The sequence below is a fragment of the Micromonospora saelicesensis genome, from assembly GCF_900091575.1.
Classification (GTDB): Bacteria; Actinomycetota; Actinomycetes; order Mycobacteriales; family Micromonosporaceae; genus Micromonospora; species Micromonospora saelicesensis.
The window spans coordinates 39,765-56,926 of the sequence record NZ_FMCR01000007.1; the positions used below are offsets into that span (position 1 = coordinate 39,765).

At 72.9% G+C, this 17,162-nt stretch carries 18 protein-coding genes; 13 read left to right on the forward strand and 5 right to left on the reverse strand.

What is annotated here, in order from left to right; translation table 11 throughout:
* Positions 1-11: 11 nt before the first annotated feature.
* Complete coding sequence (locus GA0070561_RS26625) at positions 12-722, reverse strand: MBL fold metallo-hydrolase (RefSeq protein ID WP_091406616.1); 711 nt, start codon at positions 720-722, stop codon at positions 12-14.
* A gap of 88 nt (positions 723-810) precedes the next feature.
* On the opposite strand from GA0070561_RS26625, the gene GA0070561_RS26630 reads away from it, so the two are divergent.
* From GA0070561_RS26630 to GA0070561_RS26645, 4 genes are all read left to right on the forward strand, one after another.
* Complete coding sequence (locus tag GA0070561_RS26630; RefSeq protein WP_091406618.1) at positions 811-1,578, forward strand: SGNH/GDSL hydrolase family protein; 768 nt, start codon at positions 811-813, stop codon at positions 1,576-1,578.
* 23 nt (positions 1,579-1,601) lie between these two features.
* Positions 1,602-2,018, forward strand: coding sequence for a YchJ family protein (locus GA0070561_RS26635; protein ID WP_091406619.1), 417 nt, complete (start codon positions 1,602-1,604; stop codon positions 2,016-2,018).
* Positions 2,019-2,204: 186 nt separating this feature from the next.
* Positions 2,205-2,930 (forward strand): hypothetical protein, encoded by a 726-nt coding sequence (locus GA0070561_RS26640; protein ID WP_112623442.1) that lies wholly within the window; start codon positions 2,205-2,207, stop codon positions 2,928-2,930.
* The gene (locus GA0070561_RS26645) at positions 2,927-3,313 is read left to right on the forward strand and encodes a VOC family protein (RefSeq protein ID WP_091406621.1); all 387 of its coding nucleotides are present in this window, start codon (positions 2,927-2,929) and stop codon (positions 3,311-3,313) included. The genes GA0070561_RS26640 and GA0070561_RS26645 overlap by 4 nt, the downstream gene beginning before the upstream one ends.
* Before the next feature lie 46 nt (positions 3,314-3,359).
* On the opposite strand, the gene GA0070561_RS26650 is transcribed toward GA0070561_RS26645, so the two are convergent.
* Both GA0070561_RS26650 and GA0070561_RS26655 read right to left on the reverse strand, forming a co-directional pair.
* Positions 3,360-4,694, reverse strand: coding sequence for an MFS transporter (locus GA0070561_RS26650; protein WP_091406623.1), 1,335 nt, complete (start codon positions 4,692-4,694; stop codon positions 3,360-3,362).
* Positions 4,695-4,941: 247 nt separating this feature from the next.
* Positions 4,942-6,054 carry a mechanosensitive ion channel family protein gene (locus GA0070561_RS26655; protein WP_091406625.1) on the reverse strand — a complete coding sequence of 371 codons (1,113 nt, stop codon included), beginning with the start codon at positions 6,052-6,054 and terminating at the stop codon, positions 4,942-4,944.
* A 196-nt stretch (positions 6,055-6,250) separates the two neighbouring features.
* On the opposite strand from GA0070561_RS26655, the gene GA0070561_RS26660 reads away from it, so the two are divergent.
* The 4 genes from GA0070561_RS26660 (at position 6,251) to GA0070561_RS26675 (ending at position 10,684) form a co-directional block, all read left to right on the forward strand.
* A complete protein-coding gene (locus tag GA0070561_RS26660; protein WP_091406627.1) occupies positions 6,251-7,381 on the forward strand; it encodes a peptidoglycan recognition protein family protein in 1,131 nt (376 codons plus the stop codon).
* A gap of 88 nt (positions 7,382-7,469) precedes the next feature.
* Entirely contained in the window at positions 7,470-9,044 is a 1,575-nt protein-coding gene (locus GA0070561_RS26665; RefSeq protein ID WP_091406629.1) for an FMN-binding glutamate synthase family protein, read from the forward strand.
* Between the two features lie 522 nt (positions 9,045-9,566).
* The gene (locus GA0070561_RS26670) at positions 9,567-10,091 is read left to right on the forward strand and encodes a GNAT family N-acetyltransferase (protein ID WP_091406631.1); all 525 of its coding nucleotides are present in this window, start codon (positions 9,567-9,569) and stop codon (positions 10,089-10,091) included.
* Positions 10,088-10,684: a GNAT family N-acetyltransferase gene (locus tag GA0070561_RS26675; protein WP_091406635.1), complete on the forward strand. Its 597-nt coding sequence runs from the start codon at positions 10,088-10,090 to the stop codon at positions 10,682-10,684. Before GA0070561_RS26670 ends, GA0070561_RS26675 begins: the two co-directional genes overlap by 4 nt.
* Here the strand turns inward: GA0070561_RS26675 and GA0070561_RS26680 are convergent.
* Positions 10,576-11,553, reverse strand: coding sequence for a helix-turn-helix transcriptional regulator (locus GA0070561_RS26680; RefSeq protein ID WP_091406637.1), 978 nt, complete (start codon positions 11,551-11,553; stop codon positions 10,576-10,578). The genes GA0070561_RS26675 and GA0070561_RS26680 overlap by 109 nt on opposite strands.
* A 61-nt stretch (positions 11,554-11,614) precedes the next feature.
* Here GA0070561_RS26680 and GA0070561_RS26685 point away from each other — a divergent pair, with 61 nt between their 5' ends.
* The 3 genes from GA0070561_RS26685 to GA0070561_RS26695 all read left to right on the forward strand — a co-directional run bounded on the left by GA0070561_RS26685 (position 11,615) and on the right by GA0070561_RS26695 (position 13,817).
* Positions 11,615-12,085, forward strand: a complete 471-nt coding sequence (locus tag GA0070561_RS26685; protein WP_208603862.1) for a VOC family protein — start codon at positions 11,615-11,617, stop codon at positions 12,083-12,085.
* Between the two features lie 56 nt (positions 12,086-12,141).
* Positions 12,142-13,329 carry a DNA polymerase IV gene (gene dinB, locus GA0070561_RS26690; RefSeq protein ID WP_091407313.1) on the forward strand — a complete coding sequence of 396 codons (1,188 nt, stop codon included), beginning with the start codon at positions 12,142-12,144 and terminating at the stop codon, positions 13,327-13,329.
* A 122-nt stretch (positions 13,330-13,451) separates the two neighbouring features.
* Complete coding sequence (locus GA0070561_RS26695; protein ID WP_091406640.1) at positions 13,452-13,817, forward strand: hypothetical protein; 366 nt, start codon at positions 13,452-13,454, stop codon at positions 13,815-13,817.
* Positions 13,818-13,886: 69 nt separating this feature from the next.
* Here the strand turns inward: GA0070561_RS26695 and GA0070561_RS26700 are convergent, their stop codons facing one another.
* Positions 13,887-15,272 carry a nitrilase-related carbon-nitrogen hydrolase gene (locus GA0070561_RS26700; RefSeq protein ID WP_091406642.1) on the reverse strand — a complete coding sequence of 462 codons (1,386 nt, stop codon included), beginning with the start codon at positions 15,270-15,272 and terminating at the stop codon, positions 13,887-13,889.
* A gap of 109 nt (positions 15,273-15,381) precedes the next feature.
* Between GA0070561_RS26700 and GA0070561_RS26705 the strand changes: the two genes are divergently transcribed.
* Together GA0070561_RS26705 and GA0070561_RS26710 are read left to right on the forward strand one after the other, a co-directional pair.
* Positions 15,382-16,500 carry a sensor histidine kinase gene (locus GA0070561_RS26705; protein WP_244166447.1) on the forward strand — a complete coding sequence of 373 codons (1,119 nt, stop codon included), beginning with the start codon at positions 15,382-15,384 and terminating at the stop codon, positions 16,498-16,500.
* Positions 16,500-17,153, forward strand: coding sequence for a response regulator (locus tag GA0070561_RS26710; RefSeq protein ID WP_091406646.1), 654 nt, complete (start codon positions 16,500-16,502; stop codon positions 17,151-17,153). The genes GA0070561_RS26705 and GA0070561_RS26710 overlap by 1 nt, the downstream gene beginning before the upstream one ends.
* Positions 17,154-17,162: the final 9 nt, after the last annotated feature.

Sequence of the window (17,162 nt, forward strand, 5' to 3'; positions counted from 1 at the left end):
CGACGGGCTGCTCAGCGGCGCGCGGAGAGGAAGGCGCGGATGCGGTCGCGGGGTTTGTCGGTCAGCTCGGGGCCGTGGGTGAAGGCCGCGAGGTCGTAATCCAACTCGCCGAGGACGTGCGCGGTCTCCCGGGTCATCTGGAAGTCGCTGCACAGCCACTTGATCGGCCACCGGACGCCGAGCACGTTGAACAACGCGTCCCCGGTGATCAGCAGGCGGGTCGGCTCGTGCAGCAGCGACACATGCCCGGGCGAGTGCCCGGGGGTGTGCACCACACGCAGGCCACCACCGACGTCGAGCAGGTCCCCGTCGGCCAGCGGCTGGGCCACCTCGACCGCCGGAAACCGGCCGCTGTTGAGCCGGGCGAAGAGCCGCCCGCCGGTCACGGTCGGATCGCTGACCGGCGCGCGACCCGCCTGCGCGTACGGCAGGTCGGCGGCGTGCGCCGCGACCGGGGCGCCGGTGCGGCGGGCCAACTCCGCCGCGCCGCCGGCGTGATCGGGGTGCGCATGGGTGAGCACGATCCGGGTGACGTCCGCCGGCGCCTTCCCCATCGCCGCGAGCCCGCGCACGATCCGGGCCGGCGCCTTGGCCAGCCCGCAGTCGACCAGCGTGACACTGCCGTCGTCGTCGACGAAGGCGTACGAGTTGACGGCCGAGCGGCCCACCGTGGGGATACGCCAGACGTTCGGGGCCAGTGGCACCGCAGGGGCTCGCGTCATGTCGCGAGTCTAGGAGCGATCGTCAACTGTCGTTCTCGACCCACCGGCGGCCCGCCTGGGTTGACGGAGGGCTAACCTCGCGCGGGTGATGTGGCAGCGGTACGTGGCGATCGGCGACAGCACCACCGAAGGGCTCGACGACCCGGACGGCGTCGGCGGCTACCGGGGCTGGGCCGACCGGTTCGCCCTGGCGGTGGCCCGCGCCCAGGGCGGTCTGGAATACGCGAACCTGGCCATCCGTGGCCGGACCACCGCGCTGATCCGGGCCGAGCAGCTCCAGCCCGCCCTCGACCTGGCCCCCGACCTGGCCACCGTGGTCGCCGGCATGAACGACGTGCTGCGCCCCTCCTTCGACGCGGACCAGGTCGCCGGGGATGTCGCGGCGATGCAGCAGGCACTGGTCGAGCAGGGGGCCACCGTGCTGACCTTCACGATGCCGGATCCGGCACCCGTGATGCCGCTGGCCCGGCCGCTCCGTGGTCGCATGTTGGCGCTCAACGAGGCGCTGCGGGCCGCCACCGCACGGACCGGCGCCACCCTCCTCGACCTGGGCGCCCACCCGGTCTCCTCCGATCCCCGGCTGTGGAGCGACGACCGGCTGCACGCCAACAGCGCCGGGCACGAGCGCATCGCCGCCGCACTGGCGTATACGGCGGGTCTGCCCGGGTTCGACGACTCCTGGACGCAGCCGTTGCCGCCGGCACCCCGCCGGCGCCGCGGCGAGGTGTTCGGCGCCGAGCTGGCCTGGACCCGCCGGCACCTGCTGCCCTGGATCGCCCGGCACCTGCGCGGCCAGTCGTCGGGCGACGACCGGGTGGCCAAGCGGCCGGTGCCGCTGCCGGTGCCGCTGGACTAGAGCGCGTGCGGCAGGATGGCGACGTGGGTAAGGGTGCGGGACGTCGGCGGGCGAACGCGACGACGGGACGGGTGTGCCCGTGCGGCTCCAGCCGGGCGTACGCGGACTGCTGCGCGCCGGCGCACGGCGGCGACGCCCCGGCGACGGCCGAGGCGTTGATGCGCTCCCGGTTCAGCGCCTTCGCCCTCGGCGACTCCGGTTACCTGCTGCGCAGCTGGCACTCCTCGACCCGGCCCGCCTCCCTGGAGCTCGACCCGGGGCAGCGGTGGACCCGACTGGAGATCGTGGAGACCGAGCGGGGCGGCCTGCTCGACACCGCCGGCACGGTGACCTTCCACGCCCACTACCGGGACGCGGGCCGGCCCGGCACGCTGACCGAACACAGCCGGTTCGTCCGCGAGGACGGCCGGTGGGTCTACCTCGACGGTGACCAACCCTGACGGCGGTTTGGGCGTAGGATGACGTCGGCGTAGTCCTGCGCCGCACCTCCCTCCCGGCGCTCACGCCGCCGGCAACGCGGAGGCAAAGGGGGCCTTAGCCCTCGGGACGTGGTGCCACATGCCCCACTCGGCGGGGTCGGCGGGAGCGTGAGTCCCGGTGACCGTGCCGTTGACCGGGAGCATGTGATGACCACCCAGAGATCGTTCAAGGCCCGGGTCCGAGCCCGGATGGAGAAGACCGGCGAGAGCTACACCACCGCCCGCCGGCACCTGATCAATCGGGCCGCCGAGCCGGCGTCCGCCGCCGCGTCCCCGCCGGCACCTACCGAACCGACCGCCACGGCTGCCGCGGCCCAGACCGAGCGGATCGCCGACGACCTGATCCGCGCCCGGACCGGCCGCGGCTGGGACGAGTGGTTCGCAGTGCTCGACGCCACGTCCGCCACCGAGTGGACGCACACCCGCATCGCCCGTCACCTGGTCACCGAACACGAGGTGCCGGGCTGGTGGGCGCAGACCATCACCGTCGGGTACGAGCAGGCACGCGGCCTGCGCGCGCCGGGTCAACGACGCGGCGGTGGCTTCGAGGCCAGCGCGAGCCGGACGGTAGCCGTGCCGGCGCTGCGCTTGTTCGAGGCGTTCGCCGACGAGACGGCACGCGCCCGCTGGCTGCCCGACGTCGAAGTGCGCGTCCGCACCGCCACCGCGCCGCGCAGCTTCCGGGCCGACTGGGCCGGTGGCCCCACCCGCATCGTCGTCGGCATCGACGCTGTCGGCGAGTCAAAGGCCCGGGTCAACGTCCTGCACGAGAAGCTGGCCGGAGCCGAGCAGGCCGCGGAGTTGAAGGCGTACTGGCGGGACCGGCTCGCCGCGCTGAAGGTGTTGTTCGAAACGGACGGAGACCACCGATGACCATGACATTCATCAACCTGCCGGTGCGCGACCTGACCACCGCGACCGAGTTCTACCGGGCGATCGGCTTCACCAGCGACCAGACCGAGCCGGACGGCGACAGCATGGTGCTCACCATCTCCGACACCACCCGGCTGGTGCTGCACCTCCGCTCGGGCTTCGAGGCGTACACCGGGGTCGCCACGACGGACACGGCGACCAGCCGGGAGGTCATCGTCGGGCTGTCGGCGTCGAGCCGAGGGCAGGTCGACGAACTGGTCGACCAGGCGGCTGTCGCCGGCGGGGAGTCGCTCGGGCCGGGAATGGCCAACGGGCCGATGTACATGCGCGGCTTCCGGGACCTCGACGGCCACCAGTGGTCGTTCCTGCACATGGCCCGCTGACCGTGCGGCCCGGCGGCGGCCCGAGGAGGCCGCCGCCGGGCCTCGGTCAGTCCGGGCCCGGCACAGCCGCGACCACGCCGGCGGGCACGGCCGTCCGGCGCCGGCGGGTCAGCAGCACCAGCGCCACCACGAGGTACGCCCCGGCGGTGAGCGCGAACGCCACCGCGTTGCCGGCCGCCGTGGCGACCAGACCGTAGCCGGCGTACGTCACGATGATCAGCACGTCGGTGGCCATCCCGGCCAGGGAGGTGACGGTGGCGCGGCTGGTGCCGGTGATCCGGGCCTGGAGCCGCGCGTCGGCCAGCACGGTGGCCAACTGCGCGGCGCCGAAGGCCACCGCGAGCAGCACGAACCCCGCCGGGTGCCGGAGCAGGGCACCTGCGGCCAGCGCGACGCCGACCAGCCCCAGCAGCGCGGCGTAGCCTCGGCTGCCCAGCCGCTCCCCCGCCGGGGCGAGCAGCCCGCCGACTGTCACTCCGGCCCAGAGCAGCAGGAGCAGCAGGGGTACGGCCTGCGCCCCGACGCCGGTGTCCAGGGCGAGCAGCGGGGTGTACTCGTCCAGAGCACCCCAGTCGGCGGCGACCACGGCCACCAGCAGCACGGCCGCCCGTACCGGCGGACGGGTGCGGACCTGCGACACTCCGGCCCGCAGCGTGTCCCACCACCCCAGGTCACCATCGTCGTCCGGGCTCGCGGGCGGGGCGGTGTCCGGCTCGTCCCGCCGGGTCGGTGCGGCGCCCACCGGCCGGGCGGTCAGCGCCGGCTCGGCGACCGGAACGCGTACGGCGGCGGGCGCGCGGTGTTCCGGGAACCGGGTGGCCACGATGGTGGCGAGCAGACAGGCGAGCACGCTCGCCGCGCCGACCACCGGGTACCCGCCGACGGCGAGCACCGGGCCGGCGAGCACTCCGGAGACCACCACGCCCAGCACGCCCGCCGTCCGCGCCCGCCCGAGCACCCGGGCGTACCGGCCGACAGCGCCGAGCCGGTCCAACTCGGTCCAGACCAACGCCTCCAGCGCACCGGAGACCAGTGCGCCACCGGCGCCCCAGAGCAGGAAACCGACAGCGAAGGCCGGGTACGACGGCAGCAGCACCCAGAGCGCGAAACCGGCGGCGGCCACCAGCGGGGCGAGGCACAGCAGCAGCCGGCGGGACAGCACGTCGGCCCAGGCGCCGGAGGGCACCTCGAACAGGATGCCGGCGGCGGACCAGATGACGAAGAGCGACGCGATCTGCCCCACCGACAGCCCGGTGTCGGCGAAGAACACCACGTACAGCGGGTAGAGCAGAACGAGGTCACTGAGGAACGCGTACCCGTAGAGGGTCGCCGTCAGCCGACGGACCGCCGGCTCGGGCACGCGCGAAGCGATGAGGATCATGGGGCCTTCCCGTGGGAGTGGAGACGGACACCGGACGTGCGGTGCCCGTGGTGGCCCACGGGATCGGCCGACGCTGCTGGATCAATGTCGCCAGGTCATGCCCGCGATGCTAGACAACCGGCGCGGCCGCGGCCAGCGCTTTCGGCGTGCCGGGCAGCGCGAACCGTGCCGGGTGAGCGAGGCGGGGCGGACAACGAGAGGCGGGGCGGGATCAGATCGATCCCGCCCCGCCGCCGTACCGCTGGTGTCAGCGCCGGTCGATCGGCGGAATGACAGTGGTGGTCTCACTGTCGTCGCTGGTGCGCTGCCCGGGCACCGCGCGATCGGTGCCGCCCGTGACCACCTGGGTGGCGTCGGGGTCGGCGCCGGTGCCCACCGCCTGCGTGACGTCCGAATCGGCCGAGCCGCTGACCACCTGGGTCGTGTCCTCGGTCGCGGAGGGCCGGGCCGACGTCGGCGTAACGTCGTCGACGGCGCCGCGATCGACCACCTGGGTGGCGTCCGAGCTGACCGGGAAGTGGACGACCTGGGTGGCCTCCGGATCGGTGGGCCGGGTCACCACCTGGGTGGCGTCGGCGTCGGCCGGCCGGGGCACCACCTGGGTGGCCTCCGCGCCGCTGGTGGTGGCCGACCGGCGGGCCAGCTCGGCCTCGGCGTCGCGGCGACCGGCCCGGTACGCCTGGGCGTGCTCGGCGATCAGCTGCGACTCCTGCTCGGCGCGGGTCAGCCACGACTCCCAACGGCTCTGCATCGGACGGATCAGACCACCGCCGACACCGACGACGAGAATGCCGCCGATCGTGGCCAGCACGGCGATCAGCACGGGAGTGGTGACCGCGGTGGCCACGCCGATCTGGTTCAGCGCCGCGATGACACCGAGGCCGAGGATGAACACCGAGGCGATGGTGGCCAGCACCCGGCCGTACGACAGGCCGCCGAGCGCGCCACTGATGATGTCCTTGACCGCGTTGGCGATGGCGGCGGCGACCACGACGATGACGATCGCGACGAAGGCGCGGGGCAGCCACGAGATCACCGCGCCGAGCAGGTCGGAGATCGGGTTCGGGCCCCAGATGCCGAAGGCGAGCTGAAGGGTGAACAGCAGCACCGCGTAGTAGACGAGCTTCGCGACGATGTCACTGGCGTCGTACCGGGAGCGGCTCAACGCACGGCGGATGCCGCCGCGTTCGACGGCGCGGTCGAAGCCGACCCGTTCGAGGACCTTCTCCACGATCTTCAGTACGGCCTTGGCGATCAGCCATCCGGCCACCAGGATCGCCAGGAAGGCGACGGCCTTGGGCAGGAAGAGCATCACCGAGCGGAGAGCGTCGCCCACCGCGTCGCTGACGTTGTCACTCATCTGGTCATTCCTTAAATGGGGCAGCCGGAACGGTCAGCCCCGGACCTACCCCCGACCCGACGCGCGGAAACACAAGTGATCACCTGGTCTGCCGGACCTCTAGCGCGCGGACGAGTCTTGGCAATATTCTCCGGAGTGCGTGCGGCCACTGGAGCTACTTTTCATCCCCCCGCCGTCGGCCGCAGGAGGAGATGCAATGCACGTCGACCATTCCGAAGTGGATCGCCGGACGCTGCTGCGGGCCGGTCTCGGCGCCGCCACGGTCGCCGTCGTCGGGAGCGAACTCGCCTTCCCGGGCGCGGCGCAGGCCGCGCCGGGCACCGACCTGGACTGGATCATCAGCTGTGACGAGTGGGCCGCCCGCCCGCCGAAGGATCCGCTGTCGGTGAGCGCCATCGCCACCAACAAGATCATCGTGCACCACATGGCGTTCCCGAACGTCACCGACTACTCCCGCGAGCAGGCGGTCAAGCTGGCCCACGACTGCCAGGACCTGCACATGGACGGCAACGGCTGGTCGGACACCGGCCAGCACTTCACGGTGAGCCGTGGCGGGTACGTGCTGGAGGGCCGCCGGGGCAGCCTGGAGCGCCTCGAAGCCGGCGACCGGCAGATGATCTCGGCGCACTGTCCGGGTGAGAACGGCCGGGCCATCGGCATCGAGAACGAGGGCACCTACGTCACCGAGACGCCACCCGAGGCGTTGACCGACTCGCTGGTCAAGCTCTGCGTCGCGATCTGCCGGCAGTACGGGCTGCACGCGCACGACATCTTCGGCCACTGGGACTTCCGCACCACCCAGTGCCCGGGCGCTGCCTTCTATCGGCAGTTCCCCGAGCTGCGGCGGCGGGTGCACGCCGCCCTGGGCACCAAGCTCGGAGACGTGCCGGCGCGCCGCTGGCCGGACCTGTGGCGTTTCGTCAACTCCCCCTCGGTCCGGGTGGTGCAGCACCTGCTCGCCCACCGGGGCTACCCGGTGACCGTCAGCGGCACGTTCGACGCCGCGACCGTCGCGGCAGTGCAGGACTGGCAGGCCCGCAACGGCATCGCGGTGGACGTGGACGCCACACTCACCACGCCGACCTGGGAGACGCTGGCGCCGGAGCTGGACCAGCACGCCGCCGGAGCGCCGGTCACGGCCGTGCAGGAAATCCTCGCCACCAAGGGGTACGCGGTCACCGTCACCGGGGCGTACGACCACGCCACCCGGAGGGCGGTGCAGGACCTCCAGGCGCTGCACGGGCTGCCCCGCAACGGCAAGCTCAGCACGAGCACGTGGTGCACGGTCGTCGGCGGATCGGTCCGCGAGTCGTTCCGGCACCGCTGAGCGCGTGGTGGCGGTGCGGGGCGCACCCGCACCGCCACCAGCCGGCTCACCGGTTTGATCCGCCGCCCGGGCGGAAAGAGTCCCGGGCATGACCTGGGCCCGTCGAGCCGTACCCGCTGTCGCCGCCGCCGTCGCGGCCCTCGCCGCGCGGGACCTGATCCAGCGCGACCACGCGCTGCTGCGCAACTTTCCGGTCCTCGGCCGGGCCCGCTACCTGTTGGAGACGATCGGGCCGGAGCTACGGCAGTACATCGTGGCCGGCAACAACGAGGAGCGGCCGTTCACCCGCGACCAGCGCCGCTGGGTGTACGCGTCGGCCAAGCAGGAGAACAACTACTTCGGTTTCGGCACGGACAACGACATCGAGTACACCCCCGGGTACCCGATCATCAAGCACCGCACGTTCGGCCGTGCCGTGCCGCCGTCGTCACCGACCGCCGGGCACGACGTGCGGTTGCCCAGCGCGAAGGTGCTCGGCGCGGCACGGGGACGCGCCCGGGCGTTCCGACCGGAGTCGGTCGTCAACATCTCCGGGATGAGCTTCGGCTCGCTCTCCGGAAACGCCATCACCGCGCTCAACAAGGGGGCGGCGCTCGCCGGCTGCCTGCAGAACACCGGCGAGGGCGGCCTGTCGCCGTACCACCGCAACGGTGGTGAGCTGGTCTTCCAACTCGGCACCGCGTACTTCGGCTGCCGTGACGAGTACGGCCGGTTCAGCCTCGACCGGCTGAAGGACCTGGTTGCCGGCGCACCGGTGCAGGCGCTGGAGATCAAGCTGAGCCAGGGCGCCAAGCCGAGCCTCGGTGGGCTGTTGCCCGGGGCGAAGGTGTCCGCCGAGATCGCCGCTACCCGGGGCATCCCGGCCGGTCAGGACTGCGTCAGCCCGTCCCGGCACGCCGAGTTCTCCGACTGCGACAGTCTGCTCGACTGGGTGGAGTTGCTGGCCGCCGAGACGGGACTGCCGGTCGGTATCAAGTCGGCGGTCGGTGACCTGGGCTTCTGGCAGGAGTTGGCCACCCTGATGCGGGACACCGGCCGGGGTGTGGACTTCGTGACGATCGACGGCGGCGAGGGCGGCACCGGGGCCGCACCACTGATCTTCACCGACTCGGTGTCGCTCCCGTTCCAACAGGGCTTCTCCCGGGTGTACAAGATCTTCGCCGAGCACGATCTGCACGAACAGGTGGTCTTCGTCGGCGGCGGTAAGCTCGGCCTGCCGGACAACGCCATCGTGGCGTTCGCGCTCGGCTGCGACCTGGTCAACGTCGGTCGGGAGGCGATGCTGGCGATCGGCTGCATCCAGGCGCAGAAGTGCCACACCGACACCTGCCCCACCGGCGTGGCCACCCAGAACACGTGGCTCGCCCGGGGCCTGGACCCGACGTTGAAGTCGGTCCGGGCGGCCAACTACCTGCGGACGCTGCGCCGCGACCTGACCAAGGTTGCCGAGGCCTGCGGCGTCGAACACCCCGGCCTGATCGGCACCGACGCCGTGGAGATCCTGGACGGCCGCACCGGCTCCACCCCACTGCACCAGGTGTACGGCTACCGACCGGAATGGGGACTGCCCTCGCCCGCCGACCAGGCGGAGATCATCCGGCTGATGGTCCCGGAGGCACCACAGGGCGGCAGCGCCCCGCCCTCCGCCACCGCCGTCGGCTGAGATAACGTCCGAACCTTGCCGGCCTGGGCTCGGGCCTGACCTCGGCTCCGGCCTGACCGCTGAGCCGCGCGGCCTCCGACCGGGCCTGGGCTCTGACCCGCGGCCTCGGCCCGGACCTGGACTCCGACCCCGCCGGCCTCCGACCCGCCGGCCACTGACCCGCTGCTCCCCGACCGGGCCTGGGCTCTGACCCGCTGGTCTCCGACCGGGGAGCCATATTCGCCGTTGAGCGATATACCTCTGAGTCATACTTATGACTCAGAGGTATGTCCCGTTTCCGCGACATGCCCTCCAGCCGCCGCCGATGCGGCAACAGCCCCGGCTCAGCGACCGACCGGCCCGCGCCGCTCCGGCATTGCTCGGCGGTGCGGTGCTGGGCGCGTGGCCTGCCGCGACACCCCGCGGACATCCTGACGATCGCCGCCAGCGCTCCGGGTGGGGCGGGCCGAGGACGCCGCGTCGTCCGGCTTTTGACGGGATAACGCGTGGAGCCGCTGCCGAGGGCACCCGTATGGTGGCGCGGTGCTGATCAGACGCGAGACACCCGCCGACGTCGACGCCATTCGGGCGGTGCACTCGGCAGCCTTCGCCAAGGCCGACGGCGGTGACGACGTACCGGTCGAGGCGACCCTTGTCGACGCGCTGCGCGCCGACGAGGGCTGGCTGCCCGCGTACTCGCTGGTGGCGGCCGATTCGGACGGCCAGGTGGTGGGGCACGTGGTGGCGACCCGCGGGCGGGTGGGGGGTGCGCCGGTGGCGCTCGGGCTGGGGCCGCTGGGGGTGCTGCCCGACTGGCAGCGACGCGGGGTCGGCAGTGCGTTGATGCACGCGGTGCTCGGCGCGGCCGACGCGCGGGACGAGCCGCTGGTCGTCCTGCTCGGGCATCCCGACTACTACCCGCGCTTCGGGTTCCGGCCGGCCGTCGAGCTGGGCGTCACCCCGCCGCAGCCGTGGGGACCGCAGTACTTCATGGCTCGCCCGTTGCACGCGTGGCGCGAGTCGATCCGGGGCGAGTTCCGCTACGCCGGCCCGTTCGACGACCTGTGAACCGACCCGCTGTCCGTCGGCGGCGCGCCACCGACCTGGACGGTTGCGTCGCGGCGCTGGCCGAGGTTCACCGGGTCGACGGGTACCCGCTGAACTGGCCCGCCGACCCGCACCGCTGGCTGCGCGAGCCGCACCCGGCACGAGCCTGGGTCGCCGTCGACGCCGACGCGGCCGTTGTCGGACACGTCGCGGTGCATCGGATCCCCGATCAGGTGGACGGGCCGCCCGGCCGGCCGACGGCCGAGGTGGCTCGTCTCTTCGTGGTGCCGAAAGCTCGTGGGTTGGCGCTGGGCAGCGCGCTGCTGGACCGGGCCCGCCAGTGGGCGGACAAACGCGCAACGGACCTGGTGCTGGAGTTGGCCGCCGGTGGCACCGCGGCCGCCGCGCTGTACGAGCGCGCAGGATGGCGGTGCGTCGGCACCAGCACCGCACCATGGGCCGCTCCCGACGGCAGCCCGGTGTCGCTGCGCCACTACACGCTGCGTCACCGCGCGCCGGGCTCCGACGTCGCACCGGCCAGCACCGCCAGGCGACGGGCGAGCCGGCCTGCGGCCTCGCGCAGCTCGGGAGGCTCCAGCACCTCCATCTCGTGATCCAGGCGGGCGAGGTGCGCGGCGAGCCAGTCCAGGTTGTCGCCGCCGACGACCAGCACGGACCATCCGTCGCGGTCGTCCTCGACCCGCCCCACCTGTGGTGGGACCACCTCCCGCAGCCGCTCCGGTGGGGCATGCACCCGCACCCGGGCGAGGTAGCGGTACGGTGCCCCGGTCACGGCCCGCTGCACGAAGGCGACCGGATCCGGGTGCTCGCGCTCCGGGAAACGCCAGGTCGTCGCCACCGCAGCCCGCATCCGATCCAGCCGGAACGTCCGCCAGTCGGCGCGGTCGACGTCCCAGGCCATCAGATACCAGCGGCGGCCGGTCGTGACCATCCGGATCGGCTCGACCGTCCGTTCCTGCTCACCAGCGTCCCGGCCGGGATAGTGGAACCGAACGCGTACCCCGTCCCGACAGGCCCGGGCGAGTGTCACCAGCAGCTCCGCGTCGATCTCGGCGACCGGGCCGATGAGGGTGTCGGTGGAGCCGTGCACCGCCCGTACCTCGGCGCGGAGCCGCGACGGCATCACCTGGTCGAGCTTCGCGAGCGCCCGCAGCGCCGCCTCGCTCGCCCCGGCGATCGTGCCCCCGGATGCCAGCCGCAGAGACACCGCCGTGGCGATCGCCTCCTCGTCGTCGAGGAGCAACGGCGGCAGCCGGGTGCCCGCACCGAGTTGGTAGCCACCACCGACGCCCGACACCGCGCGCACCGGGTAGCCCAGCGTCCGCAGACGCTGCACGTCGCGGCGCACGCACCGGCCGGTGACCCCCAGCTCGGCGGCGAGTTCGGCGGCCGTCCAGGACAGTCGTCGTTGCAGCAGCGCCAGCAGGCGCAGCACCCGCTCGGTGGTCGCCTCGACGGTCACCCGTCGATCGTTGCACGGATAGCGGAACAACCCTGTCCGCTATCCGCGAGAGGCTGGGATCATGACCGACCAGAACAGGAAGCAGGAATCCGCCGTGACCCGCGACGTCCAGATCACGTTCGACTGCGCCGACCCGGCGCGGTTGGCCACGTTCTGGGCCGAGGCGCTCGGTTACCAGGTGCAGGCACCACCCGGAGACTTCGAGTCGTGGGACCAGGCGCTGGAGGCGATGGGTGTGCCGCCGGAGAACCGCAACGACGCGTCGGCGGTGGTCGACCCCGAGGGCACGCGGCCACGGCTGTTCTTCCAGCGGGTGCCGGAGCACAAGCAGGTGAAGAACCGCGTCCACCTCGACGTACGCGCGGCCCCCGGGCTGGAGGGTGACGAACGGATGGCGGCCCTGGAGGCCGAAGCCGAACGGCTCGTCTCGCATGGTGCCAAGCGGCTCAGTCGGCACGAGCCCGCTCCCCCGTTGGGCGCCGGTCATCTCATCATGGCCGATCCCGAGGGCAACGAGTTCTGCCTCGACTGATCGGCGTTCGCCCAGCTCACTGCCGCACCAGCCGGACGCCATGCGAACATGTGTACGTGTCGCCCGGCGCCAGCATCCTGCACGCCGACCTGGACGCGTTCTACGCGTCGGTCGAGCAGCGTGACGATCCGCGCCTGCGTGGGCGGCCGGTGATCGTCGGTGGCGGCGTGGTGCTCGCGGCCAGCTACGAGGCGAAGGCGCGGGGCGTCCGCAGCGCGATGGGCGGCCAGCAGGCGCGAAGGCTCTGCCCGGACGCGATCGTCGTGCCGCCGCGGATGTCGGCGTACACGGCGGCGAGCCGCGCGGTCTTCGAGATCTTCCGGCAGACCACACCGCTGGTCGAGGGGCTCTCCATCGACGAGGCGTTCCTCGACGTGGGTGGTCTGCGGCGGCTGGCCGGGCCACCGGCCGAGATCGCCGAACGACTGCGACGGGAGGTCCGCGACCGGGTCCACCTACCGATCACGGTGGGGGTGGCCCGCACGAAGTTCCTGGCCAAGGTGGCCAGCGGCGTGGCGAAACCGGACGGCCTGCTGGTGGTCGCACCGGACGCCGAGCTGGCATTCCTGCACCCGCTGCCGGTGGAACGGCTCTGGGGCGTCGGCCCGGTCACGGCCGCCAGACTGCGCGAACGCCGGATCCGTACCGTCGGGGAGGTGGCCCGCCTCGGTGAGGCGGCGCTGGTGTCGCTGCTCGGTGCGGGCGCCGGCCGGCACCTGCACGCGCTGGCGCACAATCGCGACCCCCGGGCCGTGCAGGTGGGGCGGCGGCGCGGTTCGATGGGCGCGCAGCACGCGCTGAGTCGCAGCCCGCACGCCTCGACGGAACTGGACGCCATCCTCGCCGGTCTCGTCGACCGGGTCAGCCGGCGGATGCGGACGGCCGGGCGGTCCGGCCGCACCGTGGTGTTGCGGCTGCGCTTCGGCGACTACACCCGGGCGACCCGCTCGCACACGGTGGGTAAGGCGACGGCGGACACGACGCCACTGCTCGCCGCCGCGCGTGCGCTGCTACGCGCGGCGCTGCCCGAGATCGATCGCCGTGGCATCACCCTGATCGGTGTCTCAGTGGCCAACCTCGACGACAACCCGGTCCAGCCTGAACTGCCGTTCCAGCCGGACCCAGGGTCCCATCTGGACGCTGCGGTCGACGCGGTCCGCGACCGGTTCGGATCAGCGGCGCTCACCCGGGCGATACTGCTCGGCCGGGAGCCGGGCGTGGAGATGCCACTTCTGCCGGACTGACCGATAAGCGTGCGGCGTCCACGGTCGAGCTGCGATCAGAGACACATCACAGCAGGTCGGCGGTTTAGCCGGCGGCTGACGGGTGACCCTTGGGGGGTACAGCCTGACGAGGGGGGCCCACCATGTCCGACGACACCAGCAACCGACCGAGTCGCACCGCCGAGCGTCCGCACGACGTGACCGACCCGCTGCTGTGGCAGTTGGCGATCGACGTGCTGAGCGCACACGAGCCGGACGACGAAGGCCAGTGCCGCAACCTCCAGTGTGCCGGGCAGTCCTGGCCGTGCGCGGCCCGCACCGGTGCCGAGCACTCGCTGCGGCTGGCCCGCAGCACACCCGCCTCGGTCGAGCTGACCGTCGACGGGACCGACGGCGACGACGTCGACACGGACGGGAGCCGCGACGCGGCGGTACCGGCCCCCCGCTGGGGCTGGAACGCCGGACCGGTGGCGTCGCACCGAGGGTCGAAGGCCGCCTCCGCGGCGTGACGGGCCACCAACCCCTGCGCTGATCCGCACCGCACAGGCGAACGCTCGGCCGGTTGTCCGGCCGAGCGTTCAGCTGTCGTGGCGGAGCCAGGCCACCGGCCACCACCGCGCCGCCGCACCCACGGCCAGGACCAACAGGGCCACGGACAACAGCGCAAACCAGTCTCCGGTACGCGAATAGACAGTGCCCCAGCCCGACGTCGGAGCGGCCACCAGCATCTCCGCGTCACCGGCGGTGGCCTCACCCAGCATCCTGCCGCCGGGGTCGGTGACCGTCAGCCGGCCGAACGCCGCGGCCCGGACCACGACGAGCCCGTTCTCCACTCCCCGGACCAGTGCCATCCGACCGTGCAGCCAGCCATCGGAGGTGAAGTCAAGGGCGGGGACGAGCAGCACCGAGACGCCTCGCGCCCGATACCGCCGGACCAGGCCGGGATAGTCGAGGTCCTTGCAGATCGCGACGCCGAACCGCCCGTCCACGAGCACCTCGCCGTCACCCGGCGTCAGCCAGTCTTCCAGGCCCGGGATGAGATGCTGTTTCTCGTACGTCGCGACGGTCCCACCCGGTTTGAGCACCAGCGCGACGTTGCTCGCCCTACCGGCCCGTTGCCGCACCGCGCCGACGACGACCTGAGCCTCGGTCTGCCGGAGCGCGGCCGCGAGCACGGGCATCGTCGTGTCCGTCACGGCGAACACCTTCTCCGGCAGGACGACGATCCGTGCCCCACGGGCGACCAGACCCTCGACCCGCGCGGCGTAGCGCGCGAGCAGGTCACGGCCGGGCGGCTCGTCGATCGGGAGCCCGTCCTCGGGCTGGCGCAGGGCCACCAGGCCGATGGTCAGCGGCTCGGCCGGGTCGGGGGAACGGCCCAGTGACCAGGCCGACCATCCGCCGGTGCCGAGCAGGAGGACGAGCAGGCAGGTGAGCGCGGGGCGTGGGCTTGCGCGCAGGGCGGCGAGGGCGATCGGGACGGCGAGCAGCAGGTAGGTGACGCCCCAGACTCCGGTGAGCGCGGTCAGCTGGATGACCGGGCGGACGTCGGCCTGGGTGTAGGCGAGGCTCCACCAGGTGCCGTGCGGCAGCAGGCGGGACGCGGCGTACTCCCCCAGCACCCAGAGCGAGGGCACCGCCAGGACGGCGAGGACGGTTCGTCCGCGCAGCAGTAGTACGCGGGCGAGCAGGATCGTGCCGGTCGCCAGAACGACGCCGAGCAGGACCACACCGGCGACAGCGGGGACCGGTAGTCGCAGGGTGCCGAGGTAGTAGCCGAGCACGCCGCCCTGCCCGATCGACCAGGCGAGGGCAGTCGCACAGAGCGCGGTCCTCGGGCGTACCCGCGTCGAGGCGAGGATCAGCGGGAGCGGGGCGAGCCAGGTCAGCGCGGGGATCGGGTGCAGCCCGGTGCCACCGAGCCAGAGCAGGCCACTCAGGAGCGTGGCGAGGACAGTCATCATGTGTCGAGCGTGTGGCGCGGGCGGCCGGGACGGATCGCCGTGCGAGCCGGGATCGATCTGGTCCCGTGGAGGGAGGCGTCGGCGCACCGGATCGGACGATACTGCCGACGTGAAGCGGTACGTCAATCTCGCCGTCACCGCGGCCGCCGTCGCCGCGACAGTGCTGCCCGCCCTGGTCGGTGGGCCACGTGCGTGGTGGGTGCTGCCGCTCGCGGTCGCGTCGTCGGTGCCGGTGCTGTGGCGGGACCGGGCGCTGCTCCGGGTCGCCCTCCTCGTGGGCGTCGCCACGACCCTCTCCGCCTCGCTCGGCGCGCCCCCACTGCTGCCGGTCGGCCCACTCGTCTGCCTCTACACGTTCGCCGCGCGGGCCTCCCTGCCGATCCGCCTGCTCGGCGTCGCGCTCACCGCCGCCGGCCTGCTGGTCTCGCTGCTCTATCCCCGCCCCGACGTGGAGGTGCTGCGTTACCTGTCGGTCGCCTACCTCTTCGCGTACGCGCTGGGCACCAGCGCCCGGGCCCGCCGAACCCAGGCCGCGGCTCTCGCCGAACGCGATCGTCGTATCGCCGGTGAACGTGCGGCGGCGGTGCTGCGCGAACGCACCCGGATCGCCCGCGACCTGCACGACATCCTCACCCACGCGGTCGGCGTCATGATCGTCCAGGCGGAGGCGGGTCCGCTGCTGGTCCGCCACCAGCCGGATCGCGCCGATGCCACGTTCGCCACGATCGCCGCCACCGGCAGGGACGCTGTCGTCCAGCTCCGCCGCGCGGTCGGCAGCCTGCACGAACCCGCCGACCAGCCACTCGACCAGCCGGGTCTGGACCACCTTCCCGTCCTCGTCGAGCGGGTCCGCGCCGCCGGCCTCGATGCCGTGCTCACCGTCTCGCCGTCCGGAGCTGCCGTCGAGCCGCCGCTCGCGCCGCCCCCGGACGTCGGGGTGGCCGCCTACCGGATCGTGCAGGAGTCCCTGACCAACGTGGTGCGGCATGCCGGGGCACGATCGGTTCGCGTCCGACTGGACTACACGGCGCACTCGCTGACCGTGTCGGTCACCGATGACGGCCGCGGTTGCCGCGCGTCCGACGCGGGCCTGCCCGGGTACGGGATCGTCGGCATGCGCGAGCGCGCCCACGCCTGCGGCGGAACCCTGCGCACCGGCCCGGCCTGCGACGGTCACGGCTTCGCGGTGACCGCTACCCTGCCGCTGTCGGCAGCGGCGGTGCTCTGATGCTGCGGGTCGTGCTCGCCGATGATCAGGACCTGTTCCGGGCGGGGTTCGCCACCATCCTCGGCGCCGAGCCGGACATCGAGGTGGTCGCCGAGGCCCCCGACGGCGCGGCGGCCGTGCGGGCCGCCCGCGAACACCGTCCCGACGTCGTCCTGATGGACATGCGGATGCCCGTCCTGGACGGTGTCGCCGCGACCCGCCAGGTCTGCGCGCTCACCCCGAGCCGGGTCCTCGCCCTGACCATGTTCGACACCGACGACTACCTGTACGCGGCCCTGCGGGCCGGGGCGAGCGGCTTCCTGCTCAAGGACGCTCCCCGAGCCGACCTGGTGAACGCGGTCCGCGTGGTCGCCGCCGGGGACGCGCTGCTCGCTCCCGCCGTCACCGCCCGGGTGATCGGCGAGCTGCACCGGCGCGGCCATCCGGACCCCGCCCGGGTCGCCGCGGTGACCGCCCTGACCGCCCGTGAGACCGACGTGCTGCGCCTGATCGCGGCCGGTCTGTCCAACGCCGAGATCGCCGCCCACCACCACCTCAGCGAGCACACGGTGAAGACCCATGTCGGCAACCTGTTCACCAAACTGCACCTGCGCGACCGCGCCCAGGCGGTGATGGTCGCCTACGAGTCGGGTCTGGTGATCCCCGGCCGGTGACGGACCGGC